Origin of the sequence: Pseudothauera nasutitermitis (assembly GCF_004801295.1) — a bacterium.
Lineage (GTDB): Bacteria > Pseudomonadota > Gammaproteobacteria > Burkholderiales > Rhodocyclaceae > Pseudothauera > Pseudothauera nasutitermitis.
Map to the genome: position 1 here is coordinate 242,775 of NZ_SSOC01000001.1, position 23,175 is coordinate 265,949.

General features: G+C 66.2%; 21 protein-coding genes. 11 read left to right on the plus strand and 10 right to left on the minus strand.

Features of this window, described 5'->3' with window-relative positions; translation table 11 throughout:
• Nucleotides 1-56 precede the first annotated feature (56 nt).
• Complete coding sequence (locus E6C76_RS01180; RefSeq protein WP_136346444.1) at nucleotides 57-1,565, minus strand: NAD(P)H-hydrate dehydratase; 1,509 nt, start codon at nucleotides 1,563-1,565, stop codon at nucleotides 57-59.
• 122 nt (nucleotides 1,566-1,687) lie between these two features.
• Here E6C76_RS01180 and E6C76_RS01185 point away from each other — a divergent pair, with 122 nt between their 5' ends.
• From E6C76_RS01185 to E6C76_RS01200, 4 genes are all read left to right on the plus strand, one after another.
• A complete protein-coding gene (locus E6C76_RS01185; protein WP_230976119.1) occupies nucleotides 1,688-3,487 on the plus strand; it encodes an EAL domain-containing protein in 1,800 nt (599 codons plus the stop codon).
• A 112-nt stretch (nucleotides 3,488-3,599) separates the two neighbouring features.
• Nucleotides 3,600-3,872 carry a type II toxin-antitoxin system Phd/YefM family antitoxin gene (locus tag E6C76_RS01190; RefSeq protein WP_136346445.1) on the plus strand — a complete coding sequence of 91 codons (273 nt, stop codon included), beginning with the start codon at nucleotides 3,600-3,602 and terminating at the stop codon, nucleotides 3,870-3,872.
• 2 nt (nucleotides 3,873-3,874) lie between these two features.
• Entirely contained in the window at nucleotides 3,875-4,153 is a 279-nt protein-coding gene (locus E6C76_RS01195) for a type II toxin-antitoxin system RelE/ParE family toxin (protein ID WP_211090072.1), read from the plus strand.
• An 84-nt stretch (nucleotides 4,154-4,237) separates the two neighbouring features.
• Complete coding sequence (locus tag E6C76_RS01200; RefSeq protein WP_136346446.1) at nucleotides 4,238-4,813, plus strand: YceI family protein; 576 nt, start codon at nucleotides 4,238-4,240, stop codon at nucleotides 4,811-4,813.
• 71 nt (nucleotides 4,814-4,884) lie between these two features.
• Here E6C76_RS01200 and E6C76_RS01205 read toward each other — a convergent pair whose 3' ends face one another.
• The 3 genes from E6C76_RS01205 to E6C76_RS01215 all read right to left on the minus strand — a co-directional run bounded on the left by E6C76_RS01205 (nucleotide 4,885) and on the right by E6C76_RS01215 (nucleotide 8,867).
• Nucleotides 4,885-7,323 (minus strand): TonB-dependent siderophore receptor, encoded by a 2,439-nt coding sequence (locus E6C76_RS01205; RefSeq protein WP_136346447.1) that lies wholly within the window; start codon nucleotides 7,321-7,323, stop codon nucleotides 4,885-4,887.
• Nucleotides 7,324-7,405: 82 nt separating this feature from the next.
• Entirely contained in the window at nucleotides 7,406-8,353 is a 948-nt protein-coding gene (locus E6C76_RS01210) for a FecR family protein (RefSeq protein ID WP_136346448.1), read from the minus strand.
• Nucleotides 8,346-8,867: a sigma-70 family RNA polymerase sigma factor gene (locus E6C76_RS01215; protein ID WP_230976120.1), complete on the minus strand. Its 522-nt coding sequence runs from the start codon at nucleotides 8,865-8,867 to the stop codon at nucleotides 8,346-8,348. The genes E6C76_RS01210 and E6C76_RS01215 overlap by 8 nt, the downstream gene beginning before the upstream one ends.
• Before the next feature lie 205 nt (nucleotides 8,868-9,072).
• On the opposite strand from E6C76_RS01215, the gene E6C76_RS01220 reads away from it, so the two are divergent.
• The 4 genes from E6C76_RS01220 to E6C76_RS01235 all read left to right on the plus strand — a co-directional run bounded on the left by E6C76_RS01220 (nucleotide 9,073) and on the right by E6C76_RS01235 (nucleotide 10,537).
• Nucleotides 9,073-9,342, plus strand: coding sequence for a type II toxin-antitoxin system Phd/YefM family antitoxin (locus E6C76_RS01220; RefSeq protein ID WP_136346449.1), 270 nt, complete (start codon nucleotides 9,073-9,075; stop codon nucleotides 9,340-9,342).
• A gap of 2 nt (nucleotides 9,343-9,344) precedes the next feature.
• Nucleotides 9,345-9,764: a type II toxin-antitoxin system VapC family toxin gene (locus tag E6C76_RS01225; protein ID WP_136346450.1), complete on the plus strand. Its 420-nt coding sequence runs from the start codon at nucleotides 9,345-9,347 to the stop codon at nucleotides 9,762-9,764.
• Between the two features lie 116 nt (nucleotides 9,765-9,880).
• Nucleotides 9,881-10,123 (plus strand): type II toxin-antitoxin system Phd/YefM family antitoxin, encoded by a 243-nt coding sequence (locus E6C76_RS01230; protein ID WP_136346451.1) that lies wholly within the window; start codon nucleotides 9,881-9,883, stop codon nucleotides 10,121-10,123.
• Nucleotides 10,124-10,537, plus strand: coding sequence for a type II toxin-antitoxin system VapC family toxin (locus tag E6C76_RS01235; RefSeq protein WP_136346452.1), 414 nt, complete (start codon nucleotides 10,124-10,126; stop codon nucleotides 10,535-10,537).
• 117 nt (nucleotides 10,538-10,654) lie between these two features.
• Here the strand turns inward: E6C76_RS01235 and E6C76_RS01240 are convergent, their stop codons facing one another.
• The 6 genes from E6C76_RS01240 to E6C76_RS01265 form a co-directional block, all read right to left on the minus strand.
• Nucleotides 10,655-13,153, minus strand: coding sequence for a TonB-dependent siderophore receptor (locus E6C76_RS01240; RefSeq protein WP_136346453.1), 2,499 nt, complete (start codon nucleotides 13,151-13,153; stop codon nucleotides 10,655-10,657).
• A gap of 96 nt (nucleotides 13,154-13,249) precedes the next feature.
• A complete protein-coding gene (locus E6C76_RS01245) occupies nucleotides 13,250-14,227 on the minus strand; it encodes a FecR domain-containing protein (protein WP_136346454.1) in 978 nt (325 codons plus the stop codon).
• Nucleotides 14,224-14,721, minus strand: a complete 498-nt coding sequence (locus E6C76_RS01250; RefSeq protein WP_136346455.1) for a sigma-70 family RNA polymerase sigma factor — start codon at nucleotides 14,719-14,721, stop codon at nucleotides 14,224-14,226. The genes E6C76_RS01245 and E6C76_RS01250 overlap by 4 nt, the downstream gene beginning before the upstream one ends.
• A 77-nt stretch (nucleotides 14,722-14,798) precedes the next feature.
• Nucleotides 14,799-16,334, minus strand: coding sequence for a SpoVR family protein (locus E6C76_RS01255; protein WP_136346456.1), 1,536 nt, complete (start codon nucleotides 16,332-16,334; stop codon nucleotides 14,799-14,801).
• Entirely contained in the window at nucleotides 16,331-17,596 is a 1,266-nt protein-coding gene (locus E6C76_RS01260; RefSeq protein ID WP_136346457.1) for a YeaH/YhbH family protein, read from the minus strand. The genes E6C76_RS01255 and E6C76_RS01260 overlap by 4 nt, the downstream gene beginning before the upstream one ends.
• A 58-nt stretch (nucleotides 17,597-17,654) precedes the next feature.
• Nucleotides 17,655-19,577: a PrkA family serine protein kinase gene (locus tag E6C76_RS01265; protein ID WP_136346458.1), complete on the minus strand. Its 1,923-nt coding sequence runs from the start codon at nucleotides 19,575-19,577 to the stop codon at nucleotides 17,655-17,657.
• A 305-nt stretch (nucleotides 19,578-19,882) separates the two neighbouring features.
• On the opposite strand from E6C76_RS01265, the gene tig reads away from it, so the two are divergent.
• The 3 genes from tig to clpX are packed head-to-tail and all read left to right on the plus strand — an operon-like array spanning nucleotide 19,883 to nucleotide 23,143.
• Nucleotides 19,883-21,196, plus strand: coding sequence for a trigger factor (gene tig, locus E6C76_RS01270; protein ID WP_136346459.1), 1,314 nt, complete (start codon nucleotides 19,883-19,885; stop codon nucleotides 21,194-21,196).
• A 20-nt stretch (nucleotides 21,197-21,216) separates the two neighbouring features.
• Nucleotides 21,217-21,855 carry an ATP-dependent Clp endopeptidase proteolytic subunit ClpP gene (clpP, locus tag E6C76_RS01275; RefSeq protein WP_136346460.1) on the plus strand — a complete coding sequence of 213 codons (639 nt, stop codon included), beginning with the start codon at nucleotides 21,217-21,219 and terminating at the stop codon, nucleotides 21,853-21,855.
• Nucleotides 21,856-21,874: 19 nt separating this feature from the next.
• The gene (clpX, locus tag E6C76_RS01280) at nucleotides 21,875-23,143 is read left to right on the plus strand and encodes an ATP-dependent Clp protease ATP-binding subunit ClpX (RefSeq protein ID WP_136346461.1); all 1,269 of its coding nucleotides are present in this window, start codon (nucleotides 21,875-21,877) and stop codon (nucleotides 23,141-23,143) included.
• Nucleotides 23,144-23,175: the final 32 nt, after the last annotated feature.

A 23,175-nucleotide genomic window follows, 5' to 3' on the forward strand; every position in this document is an offset into this window, starting at 1 on the left:
GGATTGTAATCCGGGAGTGCGCGGCGCATCGCGGTACGAATGCGCGTCGGCGGGCGTCAGCCGCCGTTGCGCTGTGCTTCCAGCAGCCAGCCGTTGAGCAGCCCGCGCGCGGTGCCGATGACCTCGCTGGCGGTCAGGCCCACCGGGCCGATGCCTTCGCGGGAAAGGCGGTCGGCGGCCGCGCCGTGCAGGTGCACCGCGCCGATCAGCGCGCGCTCGGCCGGCCAGCCCTGGGCGAGCAGGGCGACCAGCAGGCCGGTGAGCACGTCGCCCATGCCCGCGCTGGCCATGCCGGGGTGGCCGGTGCCGTTGATGTACCAGCGCCCGTCGGAGCAGGCGATCACGCTGCCGCAGCCCTTCAGCACCACCTCGGCGCGCAGGCGCGCGGACAGTTCCAGCGCGGCGGCCACGCGGTCGGCCTGCACGGCGGCGGTGTCGCTGGCCAGCAGGCGGCCGGCCTCGGCCGGATGCGGGGTGAGCAGGGTGGGCGCGGCGCGGGCGGCCAGCACGCGCTGCAGCGCGGGGTCGGCGGCCAGCAGGTTGAGCGCGTCGGCATCGAGCACCAGCGGGCGGTCCAGGCAGACGCTGCGCGCGAGCAGCGCGGCGGCGGCGTCGCTGCGCCCCAGGCCGGGCCCGATGGCGAGCGCGCTGACCTGCTCCGGCAATTCGTCGGCCGGGCGCAGCATGAGTTCGGGGTTGCTCACATCCACCGTCGGCGCGCGCGGATCGAGCAGGCCGGCATACACCCGGCCGGTACCCAGCCACAGCGCGGCGCGCGCGGCCAGCAGGGCCGCGCCGCACATGCCGGGCGCGCCGCCGAGGATGGCGGTGTCGCCATAGCTGCCCTTGTGCGAGTTGCGCGCGCGCGGCGTCAGCTGCGGACGGAACAGGCTGGGGCGCACCGCGTGGCCGAGCGGTGGCAGCCAGCCGGCGGCATCCACGTCGAGGCGCTGCACCGAGACTTCGCCGGCGTGGTCGGGGCCGTCCAGGGTCAGCAGGCCCGGCTTGAGGGCGATGAAGGTGGTGGTGTGGGTGGCGCGGAAGGCGATGCCCAGCACGCGGCCCGTATCGGTATCCAGCCCGCTGGGCATGTCGAGGGCGAAGCGCGGGGCATTCTGCTGGTTCAGCGCGCCGATCCATTCGGCGTGGCGGCCTTCCAGCGGGCGGGTCAGGCCGATGCCGAACAGTGCATCCACCACCAGCGCCCAGCCGCCGGCCGGCGCCGCGGGCAGGCTGGAGACCGGCTCGCCGCCGCTGGCGCGGAAATCCGCCAGCGCCTTGGCCGCGTCCGGCGGCATGCGCGCGGGGTCGTCCGCGTAGGCGGCGACCACCTCGCGTCCGGCCTGGCGGAAATGGCGCGCCAGCACGAAGCCGTCGCCGCCGTTGTTGCCCGGGCCACAGGCCACCAGGATGGGGCCGGGGCGGTCGATCAGCAGACGCACGGCGTCCTCGGCGGCGGCGCGTCCGGCGCGCTCCATCAGCGACGGTTTGGCGCCCGGCATGACGCGGGCTTCGATCTCGCGGATTCCGGCAACCGGATAGATGGGCTGGGCGGGCAGGAACATGATGTGCGCGGCCTTCTGGGAAGAGCCTGGATTGTAAGGCGTGCTGCGGTGCAGCGCGCGTTCATCGTAGCTTCACGCACGCCGGGCACAATCGCCGCGCTTCTTCCGATCCGAGGATTTCCATGATGATGGGCGATGCGCGACTTGCGGTGCAACTGCGCCAGGTGCTGGAACGACACGAGCTGAACTTCGTGTTCCAGCCGATCGTGGATCTGGCGCAGGCTGACGTTCTTGGCTACGAGGCACTGATGCGCGGGCCGCTCGGCACGCCCCTGCATGCGCCGGAAGACCTGCTGCGCGTCGCCCGTCTGCACGGGCTGACGCAGGAACTGGAAGTGGCCGCATGCACCGGGGCGATGCACGCCTTCGCCGCGCTGCGCCTGCCGGGGAAGCTGTTCCTCAATCTCGGCGCGCCGGCCATTGCCTCCTTCGGCGGCGCGGACGGCGGCGAGCTGCTGCGCCACGCAGCGGATGCCGGGCTGGCGCCCGGGCGGCTGATGCTGGAACTGACCGAGCACGAACGCGTGGAAGACGCCGAAGCGCTGCAGGCGGCCTTTTCCACGCTGGCCGGGCAGGGGGTGGGGCTGGCGCTCGACGATTTCGGCGACGGGCGTTCCAGCCTGCGCCTGTGGGCGCAGCTGAAGCCGCGCATGGTGAAGGTGGACAAATTCTTCGTGCGTGGCATCCACCACGACCGCCGCAAGGTCGAGGTGCTGCGCGCCATCCTCAATCTATCGACGGCCTTCGGCACCTCCATCGTCGCCGAGGGCGTGGAGGAGGCCGAGGAACTCAGCGTGCTGCGCGATCTGGGCTGCCATTTCGGCCAGGGCTATCTGCTCGGCCGCCCGGCCGAACGTCCGGCGCCGGTGGTGGCCGATGCCGCGCGCACGGTGCTCGATTCCTCCAAGGTGGCGGTGCTGCCCAATGCCGTGCCGCGCACCGGCCTGGCGGAAACCGTGGGGCGCCTGAAGGTCGGCGCGCCGACCATCGCTGCCGACGCGAGCAACGCCGAACTGATGCAGCTGTTCGCCCACCATCCCGAATTGCAGGCGGTGGCGGTGGTGGCCAACGGCTATCCGGTCGGGCTGGTGAACCGGCGCAACTTCGTCGACCGTTTCGCCCGCCCGTACTCGCACGAACTCTATGGCCGCCGCCCGACCACGCTGTTCATGAACGACGCGCCGCTGCGCGTGGAGATGAGTACGCCCATCGACGCGCTGATCACCGTGCTCACCGGCGACGACCAGCGCTATCTGTACGAGGGCTTCATCCTCACCGAGGATGGCCGCTACGCCGGGCTCGCCACCGGCGAGAGCCTGGTGCGCGCGGTGACCGAGCGGCGCATCGAGGCCGCGCGCCACGCCAACCCGCTCACCTTCCTGCCCGGCAACATCCCGATCACCGAGCACATCGGCCGCCTGCTGAGCGCCGGCGCACGCTTCGCGGCGTGCTACTTCGACCTGAACAACTTCAAGCCGTACAACGATCTGTACGGCTACTGGCGCGGCGACGAGATGATCAAGCTGGCCGCGCGGGTGATCGCCGCGCACGCCGACCCCTCGCAGGATTTCGTCGGCCACGTGGGCGGCGACGATTTCGTCGTGCTGTTCCAGAGCGAGGACTGGCAGGGCCGCTGCGAGCGCACCGTGCATGCCTTCAATGTGGGCGCACGGGCCTTGTTCGATGCGGGGGAACTGGCCCGTGGCGGCTTCGAGAGCGAAGACCGGCGCGGCTTCCGCGTGGTGTTCCCGCTGACCACGATGGCTGCCGGCGTGGTGCGCGTGAGCAGCGGGCAGTTCCAGACCCCGGAAGAAGTGGCCTCGGCCGCGGCGGCCGCGAAGAAGGTGGCCAAGCAGTCCGGCAGCGGCATCCACCTGGCGCCGGCGGTACGTCCGCGCCTGCTGCTGGAGGCGACCGGCTGAAGAACATGACTTCGTGCGCTCGCCCGGCGATTGGGAGCGCCGGGAACTTGGGTGTGAGATCGGATTCGGTCCATAATCGGCCCTTGTTGCAGTGATCCTGTTGAGACCGGCTATGAAGCTCTCCACGCAAGTCAAGCCCATCAGCTACCTCAAGAGCCATGCGGCCGAGATCGTGAAAGACGTTTCGGAAAGCCGCGAACCCCTGCTCATCACCCAGCATGGCGAAGCCAGGCTCGTGGCGATGGACGTGCGTTCCTATGAGGAACGCGAAGAAACGCTGGCGATGCTCAAGATACTGGCCATGGGGAGCCGTGAGATCGAGCAAGGCCGCTTTCGCGACGCCAGCGATGTTTTCGCCGACATGGACGAAGCAGACCGGCAGTGAGGGTGGTTTTCACCGAAAGTGCGGAACAGGACTTGCAGGATCTTCGCCGCTACCTGCTCAAGCGCTTCGACCGGCAGACCTGGCAGAAGAGCTACCGAAAAATCCGGGAAGCCGTGGGCACGATTCAGGCTTTTCCGCAGAGTGGCTCACAGCCTGACGAATTACTCGATCTGAATCTTGCCCGCTACCGGCAGGTGGTCGTCGGGATGAACCGTATCATCTATGAAATCAGCAGTGAAAACCTCTACTCCATATCGTGTGCGACACCCGGCGCGATATGAAATCCGTGCTTTCCCGTCGGTTGTTGCGGGGTGGGTCGCTGTGAACAGGTCTTGGTCCTGTCCCTGATTACTGAGGAGCGCTTCATGAACAAGTCCGTCCTGGCCCTGTCCGCCGCCGCATTGCTGGGGGCCGCGTCCGCGCAGGCCGCCTCCTACGCGATCGATCCCACGCACACCTTCGTCACCTTCGAGATCGACCACAACAAGACTTCCACCAACCGTGGCCGCTTCGACCAGGTGGAAGGCAGCATCCAGTTCGACCGCACCGCCAGGACCGGCAAGGCCGACGTCACCGTGCACATCGCCTCGGTGAACACCGGCACGCCGGACTTCGACCAGCATCTGCGCGCGCCCGACATCTTCAACGCCGGGCAGTTCGCCACCGCGCGTTTCGTCAGCACCCGTTTCAAGTTCGACGGGGACGAGGTCGATGAGGTCGAAGGCGAGCTGACCCTGCTGGGCAGGACCCTGCCGGTGACGCTCGACGCCGAGAAATTCAACTGCTACGCGAGCCCTCAGCAACAGGGGAAGGAAGTGTGCGGTGGGGACTTCGAGGCCAAGATCGACCGCAGCCGCTGGGGCCTCGACTTCGGCCTGGACTGGGGCGCGGCCAGGGAAGTGAAGATCGTCATCCAGATCGAGGCTGTCCGGCAGGATTGATCGCCGGCGACCGCTGAAGAGCAGGAAACAGGACGGCACCCCCAGGCGGGTGCCGTCCTGCTTTGCGCTGCTCAGAAGCTGCCGCGCACGGTCAGCAGGAAATTGCGCGGGTTGCCGACGTGGCTGTAGAAGTAGTTGTCGGCGATGGACGAGTAGTACTTCTTGTCGAACAGGTTCTCGATGTTCAGCGCGGCCGACCAGGTCTTGTCGATCTGGTAGGCCACGCGGGCGTTCCAGATCGCGTAGCCGCCCTGCACCGGGTTCAGCATGGTGCTGCTGCTGGTCTTCTGCTTGCTGCGGTAGGTGGTGCCCAGGCCGAGCTGCCACGGATGCAGTTCGCCGGGCAGCCGGTAGTTGGACCACAGGCGCAGCATGTGCCTGGGGGCGAGATAGTCGAACGGTTTGCCGACCTGTGCCGGGTCGACGTCGTCGAGGTATTCGTTGCGGCCATAGGTGTAGCCGCCGCTGATCTGCCAGCCTTGCGCGAGTTCGCCATGCGCTTCGATCTCGACGCCTTCGCTGCGTACCTTGCCGGCGGCGCGCGAGCAGTACCAGCCGCCGCACGCCATCGGTGAATCGTAGTCGGTGACGGCGCGGTTTTTCTGTTCGGCGCGGTAGACCGCCAGCGAGGTGTTCAAGGCGCCGCCGAAGAGTTCGCCCTTGACGCCAAGTTCGTAGTGGGTGCCGGTCATCGGCTCCAGCATGCGCCGCTGGGCGTCCGTGGCGCTCTGGGGGTTGAAGATCTCCGCGTAGCTGGCGTAGGCCGACCATTGCGGTGTCAGGGCATAGACCAGTCCGCCGTAGGGCGTGAATTCACCGCTCTCCTTCTTTGCCGAGGAGAACGTGTAGCCATCCACGCGGCTGATTCCCATGTCGTTGAATTCGTACCAGCTCGCCCGTCCGCCCAGCACCAGGGTCGCGCGCTCGGTCAGGTGGCTGCGCAGCAGCGCGTACAACCCCTTTTGCGTGGTGTCCGCCTGCTGCTCCCAAATGTCCGAAGGCGTGTAGGCGGAAAGGTGCGACGTGTCGTGATCCGGGTTGAAAACGTCGTAGGTCGTGTAATTCCAGTACTGGACATAGCCATCATCGCGTTTCTGTTTCGCGTAGTTGCCGCCGATGACCACCTCGTGCGCCAGCCCCAAGGCCCGGAGTTTGCCGCTGAGATGGATGTCCAGCCCCTGGCTGGTCGCCGAGTCGTCGTAGGCATAGCCGACGCCGCTGACCGTGCTGCCGCCCACGGCGACGCGTCCATTCGCGTGCGACTCGACCGCATCGTAGTTTTCGCGGACGTAGGCCGCGGTGGCCTTCAGCTTCCAGTGCTCGCTGAAACGATGCTCCAGATCGAGGAAGACCTGGGTTTCGCGCCGGTCGGCCTCATTCCAGCCTGCGGCGACATAGGCCGAGCGCGGCAGGCCCAGGTCTCGCCCATCGGCGTAGCGGGGCACACCGGGATTGAGTGCGCTGTTGCCTTTCAGCCGGGCATGCGCCACGCCCACGCCGATGGTGGTGTCCGGTGTGGCGTCTAAATCCAGCGCGGCGTAGACATTGAGGTTGCGGTCCCACACCGTGTCGAGGAAGGACTGCTTGTCTTCGTAATCGAGCACCGCGCGGCCGCGCAGCGTGCCTTCCCGGTTCAACGGACCGCCGACGTCCAGGCGAGTGCCGTAGTGGTCCCACGAGCCGACCCGGCCCTCGACGGTCAGGGCGGACTCGGCCAGGCCGCGCTTGCGCACCAGGTTGACCGCGCCGGCCGGGCTGCCTGCGCCTTCCAGCAGACCCTGTGCGCCGCGCAGCACTTCGACGCGGTCCAGGTGAACGGCGCTTGCCGCCAGTGCATTGCCCCAGTTGTGGTAGCGCGACAGGGGAATGCCGTCATATTGGATCGTCTCGGTCAGAAAACCGCGCGAATAGATGTCGTTGCCGCCGTTGGGCCGCTTTCTCAGCGTGATGCCGGGCGTCTGTTCGAGCACCTCGGTGAGCGTGTCCAGCCCCTGGTCGTCCATCCGCTGCCGGGTGATCACGGTGACGGACTGGGGGATCTCCTTCAGCGACTGGGCGCCCTTGAACAGCGTCGAGCCGCGCGCGGCATAGCTGCCGCTGCCTTCGGTGGTGACCTCGCGCAGTACGCCGGCGCTGACCGTCACCGGTACCAGGGTCGCTTCGCCCTGCCGCAGCGGCAGCTTGCGCAAGGTGTATTCGTTGCCGTCCTGGCTCACCGCCTCCAGGCCCGAGCCTTCCAGCAGCTTGTCCAGGGCGGTGGCCGGCGTATACGTGCCGTTGAGGGCCGGTGCCTGCTTGCCGGCCAGCAGGCTGCTGTCCACGCCGATCAGCAGGCCGGTCTTGGCGGCCAGTTCGGTCAGCGCCTTGTCCAGCGGCTGGGCGGAGATGGACAGGGGAAGCGGGGACGCCAGGGGGCTGCCGGTCTGTGCCCAGGCCGGCGCAGCCAGTCCCAGGCACAGGGCGATCAGCGACAGCCGCGCGGGCAGCCGGCCGTGATGAAGACGATGCACGATGAACTCCTGATGGTTGATGAAAGCGGCTTCTCAACCTCCATGACTGGCGCCGGAAAAAATCGGGCAGTCCACCGTGAAATTATTTTTGCGTCCGGGTTTCCTCCGGCGCCAGCCAGACCACGTACGGCGTGGCCTGTTCCACCGATACGGGCAGCGACCGGGCCAGGATGCGCAGCGCGGCATCGCTGTCCTGCAGCGGCAGCATGCCGGTGAAGCGCAATTCGGCCAGCGCGTCGGCCCGGCGCAGGGTCAGGATGCCGCGCCGGTGGCGCGCCAGTTCGGCAACGACCTCGGGCAGCGGCGTGGCGTTGAAGATCAGCTGGCCGTTCGCCCAGGCCGCGTCCGTGGCGGCGGGGGCCAGGGTCTCCGGCCTGCCCGGCGCTGCGCGCGTATAGCGCACGGTTTGTCCGGCCTGCAGGACGACCGGCTGGTCCGGCCGGGCGCGGCTGGCCACCGCGACGGAGGATTCCAGCACGCTGACCGCCGTGTCGGCGGCCTGCTGATCGACGATGTAGCGCGTGCCCAGCGCCGTTGCCGTGCCGTCGCGGCCGACGACGCGGAAGCTGCGGCCCTGCGGATCCTTGGCCACGTCGGCCAGCAAGCGGCCGGCATGCAGATGCACCGAGCGCGTCTGCCCGTCGAAGCGGATATCGACGCTCGCGCCGCTGTCGAGCGTCAGGCGGCTGCCATCCTCCAGCGTCACCTGGCGCAGTTCACCCGGCGCCACGCGCACGTCGGCCAGCCAGGCCTGCAGCGGCAGCAGCCAGCACAGCACGAGCAGGGCAAGCAGGCCGGCCGCGGCGGTGGTTTTCCCGCCGCGTTTCGGTTTGGCGGGCTGGGCTGCGGCCTGCCACATCTGCTGCATCTGGCGGAAGATGCGCGCGTGCCGCTCGTCCTGCGCACACCACGCCCGGCAGGCCGCCTGCACGGCCTGGCGCTGGGCGTCGTCCAGTGCGTCATCGAGGCGTACGATCCACTCGGCGGCCTGTTCGCGGATCGCGGATTCGTTCAGCGCCGCGTCAGTCATGGGTGTAGAGGCGGGCATGGCAATACGCCAGGGCTTTGCTCAGGTACTGCTTGACGCTGCTCTCGGACACGCCGAGCGCGGCGGCGATCTCCGCGTAGGACATGCCATCCACGCGCGCCATCAGAAAGGCCCGGTATGGCTTGTCGCCCAGTTCGCGGGCCAGGACGTGCAGGGTCTCGCCCAGCAGCTGGCGGGTCGCGGCCTGCTCCTCGGGGCTGGCGGCCAGCGCGTCTTCGGCCAGCACCGCCATGGTTTGCAGGCTCTCTTGTTCCAGCTTGCGCCGCCGGTATTGATCGATCATCAGGTGGCTGGCGATCACCAGCAGATAGGCGCGCGGCTCGCGCAGGGCCGGCAGATTGGCGGACGACAGCAGTTTGACGAAGGTGTCCTGCACCAGATCGGCGGCCTGGTGCAGGCAGCCGATCTTCTTGCGCAGCCAGCCCTGCAACCAGCCGCGATGGCTGGAATACAGTTCGCCGATCAACCGGGTTTGTTCTGTCGCTTTGTGCTGCAAGGCAGGCTCCGTGCCGGGCAAGCCGGCCGTTCGACCCGTAACGCTCAGGTACGGAAAGGGGCAAGAGTTGTTGTGAGAATCATTCGCAAATGATAGCACCGTTGCCCGCACAGGCGGCTGGCTCGAGTCCCGGCTCTTTTGGCCGCTGGCATGCGTTCGGTCGATGTTCTAACATACAAACATTGGTGGTGCACAGGGGATAGAAATGACCATCCACACTTTTTCAAGCCGTGAGTTCACCCGCGATGTCGGGGCTGCCAAGCGGGCGGCCGCTTCCGGGCCGGTATTCATCACGGACCGGGGGAAACCGCGCTACGTGCTGCAAACCATCGAGGACTACTACGCGCAGCAGGCGGAAGGCGGGCAATCCCTGCTGGCGTTGATGGATGCCATTCCGGGCGGGGAGGGGGTCGATTTCGAGGTGCCGCGTGTTCCGGTCGCCGCGCGTCCCGTCGATTTCGACGCGGCGCAATAGCGATGTTCATCCTCGATACCAACGTGCTTTCCGAACTGCGCGCGGGTAAACGCAATCAGTCCTCTGCCGTCAGGGAGTGGGCGGCGCAGGTCAGGCCCGAGCAGATGTTTCTGACCAGCATCAGTGTCTTTGAAATCGAGGCGGGCATCCGGCGCCTTGAACGGCTGACCCCGCCCCAGGGCGAGATGATCCGCCATTGGTTCGATACCGTACGTGGTCATTTTTCCGGTCGGGTGCTGCCGTTCTCGGAACAGGCCGCCTTGATCTGCGCCAGACTGCATATTCCCGACCCCATGGCCATGAACGACTCCATGATCGCGGCCATCGCGCTGGAACATGGCTTTACCGTGGTGACCAGGAATACCAGGGATTTCGAGAACAGTGGGGTTGGGCTGATCGATCCGTGGGCGTATGGAGCGTAGTGCAGTGCAATAGGACTTGCCACGGGCTGCAACTGAAGGATTGGCGGGCGGGAGTGGACATCGGGAAAGGAGTGGACTAAGTTTGGTCAAGTCAACCGTGTCGGGGTAAGAGATCCATGCAATCGATCAACATCCACGAAGCAAAAACGCATTTGTCGCGCTTTGTCGACCTTGCCGCGGCAGGCGAAGAGATCATCATCGCCCGCGCCGGAAAGCCGGTGGCACGCCTCGTCGCACTGGAAACATCACAGCCGGTGCCGCGCAGGCTCGGGCTGGGCAAGGGCCGTTTCACCCTGCCTGAAAATTTCGATGCCCTGGCTGCGGATGAAATCCGCGCCATGTTCGAAGGTGCTGGCTGAATGGAAAAAGCGTCGGCAAGCAGCACCGTGTTGCTGGACACCAATATCCTGCTTGCGGCATTGATCGACCCCGAGCGTTTGCCGGCTGCGGTGCGCAGCGAACTGGAAAATCCGGATAACGTCATTCTGTTCAGTGCCGCCAGCATCTGGGAAGTCGCCATCAAGCGTTCGCTCCTGCGCGACGACTTCGACTTCGAACCCGAAGATATCGAGCCCCTTGCCCTGCAGACCGGCTTTGCCGAGCTTCCCGTCCTGGCGGCGCATTGCCGGCATGTCCGGCATCTGCCCTGGCACCATCGTGACCCTTTCGACCGCCTGCTGATCGCCCAGGCGCAGTCCCTGCCGGCCCATCTGTTGACCACGGATGCTGCCCTGGAAAGCTACTCCGTGCTGGTCCGGCGGGTGATCGTCTGACTGCCGGGGATGAAGCCCTGCCCGGTACGGCGGAGCGTGAAAACAATGCGGCGGCACCCGCAAGCGGGTGCCGCCGTGGTTGATGCGTGCAGCGCCGGGGCGCGCCCGGTAGCGGCGTCAGAAGCTGCCGCGCACGGTCAGCGTGAAGTTGCGCGGGGCGCCGACGTAGCTGCCGTAATACCAGTAATTGTCGATGAAGGCGTAGTAGCGTTTGTCGAACAGGTTCTCGATGTTCAGGGCAGCGGACCAGCGTTTGTCGATCTGGTAAGCCACCCTGGCGTTCCAGACGGAATACCCGCCCTGCAGCGGATTGCGGATGCTCGTCGGACTGTTGGTTTCCTGGGCGCTCTGGTACTGGACGCCAGCGCCAACGCGCCATGGGTTCAGCCCCCCCGGCAGACGCCAATCCGACCACAGGCGCAGGATATGCTTCGGGGTGTTGTAGTCGAAGCGTGTGCCGATCAAAGCCGCATTGTTGTCCTGTAGAAACTTGTTGCGGTTGTAGGTGTAGCCGCCGCTGATCTGCCAGTTCGAGCTCAATTGACCGTGGGCCTCCAGCTCCCAGCCTTCGCTGCGGACTTCACCGGCAGCACGGGAGCAGGCGCTCGTACCCGCAGAGCCGCAGACCATCGGCGCGCTGGTATCGGTGACCGCCCGGTTCTTCTGATCGATGCGGAAATGGGCGAGGGAGACGTTCAACGCGCCATCGAACAGCTCCCCCTTGACGCCTGCTTCGTAGTTGCTGCCCACGATGGGTTGCAGTACCTGGCGCTGGGCGTTCGTGGCGGTCTGGGGCTGGAAGATGTCGGCGTAGCTGGCATAGGCCGACCATTGGGGGGTGAGCGCGAAGACGAGGCCGGCGAACGGGGTGGTCTCACCACGCTCCCGCATCTTGCTGGCACTGCTCCAGGTGGTGGTCTGGGTGTTGTCACGGTAGTCATACCAACTGCTCCGGGCGCCAAGCGCCAAGGTCAGCCGGTCGGTGAGGTGGCTGCGCAGCACGCCATACAAGCCTTTCTGGCGGGTGCGGGAGTCACTGGCAAGTTGGCTGGTCGGTGAGGTGCTGCCCAGTCTGGGGGCGTCGTGATCCGGGTTGAATACGTCATAGCTCATGTAATTGAAATATTGAACATAGCGGTTGTCGGTGTCCACATTGGAGAAATTTCCGCCGACGACGATTTCGTGCTCGATTCCCAGGCCATTGAACCTGCCGGAGAGATTGGCATCCAGCCCCTGGCTGGTGGTCTGGTAAGCGTAGGCATAGCCCGAGCCGGCCACGGTCGTGCCGCCCACCGGGACTCGCCCGTTCGCATAGGAAACAAGCGCGTCCCAGTCTTCGATCATGTAGTTGCCGCTGACCTTCAGTGTCCAGTCGGCATTGAGGCGATGCTCCAGGTCGAGGAACAGTTGGTTCTTGCGGTGGTTGTTGTCGTTCCAGTCAGCGCCGATGTTGGTCGAGCGGGAAATGTCGAGTGGTTCGCCATTCGCATAGCGCGGAACGCCGTGGTGAAGCGCCGCGTTGCCGTCGACCCGTGAATGGATGAGGCCGAGGCCAAGCGTCGTGTCCGGCGTGAGGTCGAAATCCAGTGCGCCGTAGAGGTTCAGGTTGCGGTCGGTGATGGCGTCGAGGAAGGATTTCTTGTCCTCGAAATCGATCACCGCGCGGGCGCGCAGCCTGCCTTGTTCGTCGATCGAACCGCCCGCGTCCAGGCGCGTGCCATAGTTGTCCCAGGAGCCGAGCCGCCCTTCGACATTGAACGCCGTTTCCGCCAGCCCCCGTTTTCGTACCAGATTGACGGCGCCGCCGGGATTTCCCGCACCTTCCAGGAGACCTTGCGCGCCGCGCAGGACTTCGACCCGGTCCAGCCAGGTGGTGGAGGCGATGGATGAATTCCCCGAGGATACGCCGCGTGTCACCGGTACGCCGTCGTATTGCAGATTGGGGGCGATGAAGCCGCGTGAATAGATGTCGTGCCCTCCGGCGGGACGCTTGACGATGGTGATGCCGGTGGTGTTTTCGAGCAGATCGGTCAGGGTGTCCAGCCTCTGATCGTCCATCCGCTGCCGGGTGATGACGGTGACCGACTGGGGAATTTCCTTCAGCGACTGGGTACCCTTGAACAGGGTGGTACCACGTGCGGCGTAGGAACCGGTGCCTTCGCTGGTGGCGTCGCGCAGCGCGCCGGCCTTGACCGTCACCGGCGCCAGCGTGGCGTCGCGCTGGGCGGGCAGCAAGCGCAGCGTATATCCGCCGTTGGCCTGGGGTACGGCCTCCAGGCCGCTGCCGGCGAGCAGGCGGGCGAGTGCGTCGGGGATGGCGTGGGCGCCGCCGAGGCCGGGGCTGCTGCGCCCGGCGGTGAGTTCAGGTGGGTAGCTGAGCAGCACGCCGGAGCGCTGGCCGAAGCGGGCGAGCGCCGCATCCAGCGGCCCGGCGGGGATGTCGTAGGCTTGCACGGCGGCGGCCGGTTCGGCGGCCTGTGCCGTGGCGAGGCCGATGGCCGGCAGCGTGGCGGCAAGGCCGAGGGCGAGCAGGGCGGCCTGCACGGCGACTGCGCCGGCCGTGCGGCGCGGGAGAACGGCGGGTTGGCGGTGGCGGGGTGCGCGGGCGGGTTTCATCGTCAAGGGGTCCTCGTGGACGGTGGTTGTCACCGTCTGTCGCACGAGAAACGGAAACGGCTCAGGCGCGGTGAAATTCGTCGCGCCCGGCTTGCTTCATGCAGCCCGTGGCCGCAGCGCCGCCCAATAGCGGGTGCGGCGGACGACGGTCACCGGCAGGGTGTTGGCGAGCGCGTCAAGGGCACGGTCGGTGTCGGCGAGCGGGAAGGAGCCGGAAACCCGCAGTGCGGCGATCTGCGGATCGCAGAGCAGCCAGCCGGGGCGGTAGCGCCCCAGTTCGTCGACGAAGTCGTCCAGCCGCATGGCGGTGACGATGAGCATGCCCTGCCGCCAGGCGGCATCGCGTTCGTCGACCGGGCCCGGCTGGCTGGCACCCTGCGCCCGCAGATAGGCCTGTTCGCCTGCGCCGAGCACGAGGGCGGGGCTCTCCTGACGGCTGGGCGTCAGCGCCACCGACCCCTCGAACACCGCGATGTGGCTGGCGTCTGCGTTCTGCCGCACGGTGAAGCGCGTGCCCAGGGCCTGGGCGCTGCCGTGGGCGGTATCCACGAAGAACGGGCGGCGCAGGCCGCCGTCCGGCGCGGTGTCGATGTGGATGCGGCCGGCGCGCAGGTGCAGGCGGCGTTCGTGGTCGTCGAAGCGCACGTCGAGCGCGGTGTCGGTGTCGAGGGTGACGCGGGTGCCGTCGGCGAGGACGATGTCGCGCCGTTCGCCGGTGCCGGTGCGGTGGTCGGCCAGCAGTTGCGTGGTGGCGTCCTGGCGTTGCAGCGCCCAGGCGGCGCTGCCGGCGAACACGAGCACGGCGAGCGTCTTGATGGCCTTGCGGCGCGAGACGGTAGCGCGCGCGGTGCTCAGCGCGGCGTGGGCAAGCGTGGGGGGCAGGCCGCTGGCGTGCAGGCGGCCGTGCGCGCTGGCGATGATCTGCCAGGCCTGTTCATGTTCGGGCCGGGCGCTGCGCCAGCGCCGGCAGGCGGCGCGCATGTCGTCGGTGACCGGGTCGGATTGCAGTTCTACCCACCAGGTCATCGCGGCTTCGGCGACTTCCGGGGAGATGCCGTGGGCGCCTGGATTCATTGCGCGAAGTAGAGCAGCGTGCCGGCCTTGACGATATGGCGCTTCACGGTGGCGATGGAGATGTCCAGTTCTGCGGCGATCTGGGCATGACTCAGGCCCTCGAGCTGGGAGAGCAGGAAGGCCTTGCGGACGACTGGCGGCAGGGTTTCCAGCAGGCGGTCGATTTCGTACAGGGTTTCCAGCCAAAGGGCGCGGGTTTCTTCCGATACGGCGGTGAGTTCCGGTTGCTGGGCGAGCGTTTCGAGCCAGGCCTGTTCAAGGTACTGGCGGCGGAAATGGCTGGCCAGCACGCGTTGGGCAATGGTGGTGAGGAAGGCGCGCGGGGTGTCCGGCATCACCGGCTCGCGCTGCGTGAGTACCCGCAGGAAGGTGTCGTGGGCGAGGTCGGCGGCCTGGTCGGCGCAGGGCAGGCGCCGGCGCAGCCAGTTCTTCAGCCAGACGTGGTGCTCGTCGTAGAGGGTGGAGACACTGCTGCGGAGTGCGTCGTCGGCCATGGGGGACTGCCCGGCGGAGGGCGTAGGAAATGGGTCGCGTAAATGCTATCCATTCTCATTGTGTGCCGCAATGCGATTCAGTCGTCGCTGGCGCTGCGGCGCTTCTCGTTGCGTACCTCGGCCAGCAGTTCCACCTGGCCGTCGGCATCCACGCTTTCCAGGCGCACGGTGAAGCCCCACAGGCGGGCCAGGTGTTTCATCACCTCGTCGGTGGCGTCGCCCAGCGGGCGGCGCTGGTATTGCTGATGGCGCAGGGTCAGCGAGCGGTCGCCGCGCAGGTCCACGTTCCACACCTGGATGTAGGGTTCGCGGCTGCCCAGGTTGTACTGCTCGGAAAGCATGGCGCGCACGCGGCGGTAGCCGTCCTGGTCGTGGATGGCGGAGATGTGCAGGGTGTCTTCCTGGTCGTCGTCGAGCACGGCGAACAGGCGCAGGTCGCGCATGACCTTGGGCGAGAGGTATTGGGCGATGAAGCTTTCGTCCTTGAAGTTGCGCATGGCGAAGTCGAACACTTCCAGCCAGTTGCCGCCGGCGATGTCGGGGAACCACTCGCGGTCTTCGTCCGTGGGGTCCTCGCAGATGCGCCGGATGTCCTGCCACATGGCGAAGCCCAGCGCGTAGGGATTGATGCCGCCGTACCAGCGGCTGTTGTAGGGCGGCTGGTACACCACGTTGGTGTGCGACTGGAGGAATTCCAGCATGAAACTGTCGGCCAGCAGGCCTTCGTCGTACAGGCGGTTGAGCAGGGTGTAGTGCCAGAAGGTGGCCCAGCCCTCGTTCATCACCTGGGTCTGGCGCTGGGGGAAGAAGTACTGGGCGATCTTGCGCACGATGCGCACCACTTCGCGCTGCCAGGGTTCGAGCAGCGGGGCATGCTTTTCGACGAAGTACAGCAGATTCTCTTCCGGTTCCGGCGGAAAGCGCCGGCTGCCGCCGGGGTCCGCATGGGCCTCATGGACCGGCAGGGTGCGCCATAGTTCATTGACCTGGCCCTGCAGGTATTCCTCGCGCTCGCGCTGGCGCAGTTTTTCCTTGGCCAGCGAGAGCTTGGGCGGGCGCTTGTAGCGGTCCACGCCCAGATTCATCAGCGCGTGGCAGGAGTCGAGCAGCAGTTCCACCTCTTCCTCGCCGTAGCGTTCCTCGCATTCGGCGATGTAATTGCGCGCGAACAGCAGGTAATCGATGATCGCGTCGGCATTGGTCCAGGTGCGGAACAGGTAGTTGCCTTTGAAGAAGCTGTTGTGCCCGTAGGCCGCGTGAGCGATCACCAGGCCCTGCATGGTCAGGGTGTTCTCCTCCATCAGGTAGGCGATGCAGGGGTTGGAGTTGATGACGATCTCGTAGGCCAGGCCCATCTGCCCGCGCCGGTAGCCCTTCTCGGTGGTCAGGAAGTGCTTGCCGAAGGACCAGTGGTGGTAATTCACCGGCATGCCCACCGAAGCGTAGGCGTCCATCATCTGCTCGGCGGTGATGATCTCGACCTGCACCGGGTAGATGTCCAGGCCGAACTCGGCGGCCGCGCGGGCGATCTCGGTGTTGTACTGGTCGATGGCCTCCGGCGTCCATTCGGAGCCGGCGGGCAACGGTGTGGGCTTGCGGGCGGCGCGCTTCATACCAAGGTCTTCTTGAACAGTTCGCGGAACACCGGGTAGATGTCGGCCGGCGTGCGGATGCGCTGCATGGCGAAGTTGGCGTGCTCGCCGTCCAGGCGGGCGTACTCGCGCCACAGGTTCTGCGGTTCGCCGGGGGTGATCTCGATGTAGGCGAAGTGCTGGCACCAGGGCAGGATGTCGGTGTCGAGCAACTGGCGGCACAGGGGGGAGTCGTTGTCCCAGTTGTCGCCGTCGGAAGCCTGCGCGCCGTAGATGTTCCACTGCCCGCCGGCGTAGCGTTCGCGGAGGATCTCGTGCATCAGCTTGAGCGCGCTGGAGACCACCGTGCCGCCGGATTCGCGCGAGTGGAAGAATTCGTTCTCGTTCACTTCCCTGGCGACCGTGTGGTGGCGGATGAACACCACTTCGATGTGCTCGTAGCTGCGCGTGAGGAAGAGGTAGAGCAGCATGAAGAAGCGCTTGGCGGTGGATTTCTTTTCCTCGTCCATCGAACCGGAGACGTCCATCACGCAGAACATCACCGCGCTGGTGGTCGGCAGGGGCGTCTTGACGCGGTTGTTGTAGCGCAGGTCGAAACTGTCGATGAACGGGATGCCCTCGATGCGTGCGCGCAGGCGGGCGATTTCCTCGCGCAGGGCCTGGATTTCCTCGCCGTGCTCGCCTTTGGCGGCGAGCAGTTCGTCCAGTTGGTGCTGCGCCTCGCGCAGCCTGGCCGACCACGGCGCGCCCAGCGCCAGGCGGCGGCCCAGCGCACCGCGCATGGAGCGCACGATGTTGATGTTGGCCGGCGTGCCGTCGGCGGTGAAGCCGGCGCGGCGGGTCTTGTATTCAGTGATGCGCGCGAGCTGGGTGCGCACCAGGTTGGGCAGGGCGAGGTCGTCGAAGAACAGGTCGAGGAATTCCTCGCGGGAGAGCTGGAAGACGAAATCGTCCTCATGTTCGCCTTCGTTGCTGGCCTTGCCCTGGCCGCCACCGCCGTCGCCATCGAGCGGACGGCGCACGTGATCGCCGGAGGTGAACTGATCGTTGCCGGCATACACCTGCTCGCGCACGCCGCCCCGGCCGTGCTGGAAATGCGGTTCGGCCAGGTCGCGCGCGGGAATGGAGATCTGCTCGCCGTTGTCCAGGTCGCGGATCGAGCGTCCCTGGATGGCGTCCGACACCGCCCTGCGGATCTGCTGGCGGAAACGGCGCATGAAGCGCTGGCGGTTCACCGCGCTCTTGTTCTTGCTGTCGAACCGCCGGTCGATGATGCGCACCATGTCTGCGTGACTCCGCGGAGTTGTCCGGCCCGCCGGCCCGTGCGGGCCGGCGGCGCGCTCAGGCGCTCTTGCGAACGCGCAGATACCACTCGCACAGCAGGCGCACCTGCTTCTCGGTGTAGCCCTTGTCGATCATGCGGTTGACGAAGTCCTGGTGCTTCTTCTGCTCGTCGGCGCTGGCCTTGGCGTTGAAGCTGATCACCGGCAGCAGGTCCTCGGTGTTGGAGAACATCTTCTTCTCGATCACCCCGCGCAGCTTTTCGTAGCTGGTCCAGCTGGGGTTCTTGCCGCCGTTCTTGGCGCGCGCGCGCAGCACGAAGTTCACCACCTCGTTGCGGAAGTCCTTCGGGTTGCTGATGCCGGCCGGCTTCTCGATCTTCTCCAGTTCGTCGTTGAGCGCGTTGCGGTCGAGGATTTCGCCGGTGTTCGGGTCGCGGAATTCCTGGTCCTGGATCCAGAAGTCGGCGTAGGTGCAGTAGCGGTCGAAGATGTTCTGGCCGTATTCCGAGTAGCTCTCCAGGTAGGCGGTCTGGATCTCCTTGCCGATGAATTCGGCGTAGCGCGGAGCGAGGAATTCCTTGATGAAGCCCAGGTAGCGCGCCTCGGTCTCCGGCGGGTACTGCTCCTGCTCGATCTGCTGTTCCAGCACGTACATCAGGTGTACCGGGTTGGCCGCCACCTCGCGGTGGTCGAAGTTGAACACGCGGGAAAGCACCTTGAAGGCGAAGCGCGTGGACAGCCCGGTCATGCCCTCGTCGACGCCGGCGTAGTCGCGGTACTCCTGGAAGCTCTTCGCCTTGGGGTCGGTGTCCTTGAGGTTCTCGCCGTCGTAGATGCGCATCTTCGAGTAGATGGAGGAATTCTCCGGCTCCTTCAGGCGCGACAGCGCGGCGAACTGCGCCATCATGCGCAGCGTGTCGGGGGCGCACGGCGCCTGCGACAGCGAGCTGTTGGCGAGCAGCTTCTCGTAGATGCGGATTTCGTCGGACACGCGCAGGCAGTACGGCACCTTCACGGTGAAGATGCGGTCGAGGAAGGCCTCGTTGTTCTTGTTGTTCTTGAACGCCACCCATTCGGATTCGTTGGAATGCGCCATGACGATGCCGTCGAACGGAATCGCGCCGAAGCCCTCGGTGCCCTTGTAGTTGCCTTCCTGGGTGGCGGTGAGCAGCGGGTGCAGCACCTTGATGGGCGCCTTGAACATCTCGACGAATTCCAGCAGGCCGCGGTTGGCCAGGCACAGGCCGCCGGAGTAGCTGTAGGCGTCCGGGTCGTCCTGGGAATACTGCTCCAGCTTGCGGATGTCGATCTTGCCCACCAGCGAGGAGATGTCCTGGTTGTTCTCGTCGCCCGGTTCGGTCTTCGCCACGGCGATCTGGCGCAGCACCGAGGGGCGCAGCTTGACCACGCGGAACTTGGTGATGTCGCCGCCGAATTCGTGCAGGCGCTTCACCGCCCACGGGCTCATGATGGTGTTGAGGTAGCGGCGCGGAATGCCGAAGTCGTCCTCCAGCAGCGTGCCGTCTTCCTGCGGGTCGAACAGGCCGAGCGGCGATTCGTGCACCGGCGAACCCTTGATGGCGTAGAAGGGCACCTTCTCGATCAGGCTCTTGAGCTTTTCCGCCAGCGAGGACTTGCCGCCGCCCACCGGGCCGAGCAGGTAGAGGATCTGTTTCTTTTCCTCCAGCCCCTGCGCGCCGTGTCGGAAGTACGACACGATGTGCTCGATGACTTCCTCCATGCCGTAGAAGTCGCGGAAGGCCGGATACAGGCGCAGCACCTTGTTGGAGAAGATGCGCGACAGGCGCGGATCGAGCCGGGTGTCGACCAGTTCCGGCTCGCCGATCGCCATCAGCATGCGTTCGGCGGCGGTCGCGTAGGCGGAGCGGTCGTTCCTGCACAGCTCCAGGTATTCCTGGATCGACATCTCCTCTTCACGGGCCGATTCGAAACGGGACTGGTACGCGTTGAAGATGCTCATGGCGCTGATCCTCCGTTCAGGGCGCCGCGGGCGGCCCCGGCAGGGCTGCGTCCGTGGCGGTCCGCGTCACTGGTGAGATAGGGCGGCATGGCCCAAGTTCCGTGTTGCCGAAAGGCTTTTCGCGTCGTGCCGTGACGCATTCTCCGCCCGCGGGGAGGCTGGAAGGAAGGCCGGGGGGCTGTGCTAGAATCAAAATTTGCTCGCAACGCGCGCACGCCCGGAAAGTACCCGCCGTCCGGCGGGGCCACAACCCGCACGAGGGGCCGGCGAAAGCGCAATCCATTGACTTGTCAGGAACCGTTTTAATGCAGACCACCCAGGAATCGCAAAGCTCGCTCGAACGCCGCATCGACATGTCCGTGCCCATGGCGGCCGTCGACAAGGAAGTGGAAGCCCGCCTCAAGCGCCTGGCGCGCACCGTGAAGATGCCGGGTTTCCGCCCCGGCAAGGTGCCCATGAAGATCGTCGAACAGACCCACGGCGCGCAGGCGCGCTCCGAGGCCATCGGCGCCGCGGTCGAGAAGGCCTTCGTCGAGCAGGTTCAGGAACAGAAATTGCGTGTGGCTGGTTATCCGCGCATCGAGCCGAAGCAGGCCGAAATCGCCGAGAACGCCGAAGCGCTGGAATTCACCGCGGTGTTCGAGGTGTATCCGGAAATCGCCCTGGGCGAACTGTCCGGCCAGGCCGTCGAGCGTCCGGTACTGGAAGTGGGCGATGCCGAAGTCGACAAGACCCTGGACGTGCTGCGCAAGCAGCGCACCACCTACGCGGCCGCCGAGAAGGCCGCCGAGGACGGCGACCGGGTGGTGATCGACTTCACCGGCCGCAAGGATGGCGAAGTGTTCGAGGGTGGTCAGGCCAGCGATTTCCCGTTCGTGCTGGGCGCCGGTTCGATGTTGAAGGATTTCGAGGAGGCCGTGCGCGGTCTGCAGGTGGGCGAGGGCAAGACCTTCGATCTGACCTTCCCGGCGGACTACCACGCGGCCCATCTGGCCGGCCAGACGGTGCAGTTCGAGGTGGTGCTGAAGCAGGTCGAGGCGGCCCAGCTGCCCGAAGTGGATGCGGACTTCGCCCGCGCGATGGGCGTGGCCGACGGCGACGTCGCCAAGCTGCGCGAGGAAGTGAAGACCAACCTGGAACGCGAAGTGAAGCGCCGCGTCCAGGCCAAGGTGAAGGAGCAGGTCATGGAAGCCCTGCTGGCGGTCAACCCGATCGAAGTGCCGAAGGCGCTGGTCGAGGCCGAAGCCCAGCAACTGGCCGAGAACGCCAAGCGCGACCTGGAAGCCCGCGGCCTGAAGGCCAAGGATGTGCCGGTGAACGCCAGCTGGTTCGGCGAGCAGGCCGAGCGCCGCGTCAAGCTGGGCCTGATCATGGCCGAACTGGTCAAGGCCAAGGAACTGCACGCCAAGCCCGAGCAGATCCGCGCCCTGGTCGAGGAAATGGCGCAGAGCTACGAGGACCCGGCCGAGCTGGTGCGCTGGTACTATGCTCAGCCGGAGCGCCTGGCGCAGGCCGAGGCCGTGGTGATCGAGGACAACGTCGTCGCCTGGGCGGTGAGCGAGGCCAAGACCACCGACAAGGCGGTGTCTTTTGACGAACTGATGGGCAATGCGGCCTGAGCCGCGGAGCGGATCGAACGATGAACAACGGAACGCCACAACACGCTAGCGACTGGAACCCGGTCGGCCTCGGCCTGGTGCCGATGGTGGTCGAGCAGAGTGGGCGCGGCGAGCGCGCCTACGACATCTATTCGCGCCTGCTGAAGGAGCGGGTGGTGTTCCTGGTCGGCCCGGTCAACGACGCCACGGCCAACCTGATCGTCGCCCAGCTGCTGTTCCTCGAGTCCGAGAACCCGGACAAGGACATCCATTTCTACATCAATTCGCCCGGCGGTTCGGTGACCGCCGGCATGGCGATCTACGACACCATGCAGTTCATCAAGTCGCAGGTCAGCACCCTGTGCATCGGCCAGGCGGCCAGCATGGGCGCCTTCCTGCTGGCGGCCGGCGAAAAGGGCAAGCGCTACTGCCTGCCCAATTCGCGGGTGATGATCCACCAGCCGCTGGGCGGTTTCCAGGGGCAGGCGTCGGACATCGAGATCCATGCGCGCGAGATCCTCTACCTGCGCGAACGCCTGAACGGCATGCTGGCCAAGCACACCGGGCAGACGATCGAGCAGATCGAGAAGGATACCGATCGCGACAACTTCATGTCCGCGAGCGCGGCAGTCGAGTACGGTCTGGTCGACAAGGTGCTGACCAGCCGTGCCGATTCCTGAGTAACCAGCGAGGAAGGTCATGACGGAGAAAAAGGCGGGCGGCGACAAGCTGCTGTACTGCTCGTTTTGCGGCAAGAGTCAGCACGAGGTGCGCAAGCTGATCGCGGGGCCGTCGGTCTTTATCTGCGACGAGTGCATCGAGCTGTGCAACGACATCATCCGCGACGAGATCGCCGGCGCCGGCGGCACGGAAGGTGACGGCAACAGCCTGCCGACCCCGCAGGAAATCTGCGGCCTCCTCGACCAGTACGTGATCGGCCAGGCACAGGCCAAGCGCAATCTGGCGGTGGCGGTGTACAACCACTACAAGCGCCTGCGCCACATGTCCGGGCGCGACGAAGAGGTCGAGCTGTCCAAGAGCAACATCCTGCTGATCGGCCCCACCGGCTCCGGCAAGACGCTGCTCGCGCAGACCCTGGCGCGCATGCTCAACGTGCCCTTCGTGATGGCCGACGCCACCACGCTCACCGAGGCCGGCTACGTCGGTGAGGACGTCGAGAACATCATCCAGAAGCTGCTGCAGAAGTGCGACTACGACGTCGACAAGGCGCAGCAGGGCATCGTGTACATCGACGAGATCGACAAGATCTCGCGCAAGTCGGACAACCCGTCGATCACCCGCGACGTCTCCGGCGAGGGCGTGCAGCAGGCGCTGCTCAAGCTGATCGAGGGCACCACCGCCTCGATTCCGCCGCAGGGCGGGCGCAAGCACCCCAACCAGGATTTCATCCAGGTCGACACCACCAACATCCTGTTCATCTGCGGCGGCGCCTTCGACGGGCTGGACAAGGTCATCCGCGACCGCACCGAGAAGGCCGGCATCGGCTTCGGCGCCGAGGTGAAGAGCCGTCAGGGCAAGAACCTCACCGAGACCTTCCGCCAGGTGGAACCCGAGGATCTGGTCAAGTTCGGCCTGATCCCGGAATTCGTCGGCCGTCTGCCGGTGGTCGCCACCTTGCAGGAACTTGACGAGGAAGCGCTGATCCAGATCCTCGTGGAGCCCAAGAACGCGCTGGTCAAGCAGTACCAGAAGCTGTTCTCGATGGAAAACGTCGATCTCGAATTCCGCCCCGCCGCGCTGCACGCGGTGGCGCGCAAGGCCATCCGCCGCAAGACCGGGGCGCGCGGCCTGCGCTCCATCCTGGAGGCCGCGCTGCTCGACATCATGTACGAGCTGCCGGCGCTGCAGTCGGTGGAGAAGGTGGTCATCGACGAAGGCACCATCGAGGAAGGCAGCAAGCCGCTGTTGATCTACGCCGATCAGCCGAAGGTGTCCGGCTCGAACTGATCCGGCGCCGCCGCTTGAATTTCCCGCTTGAG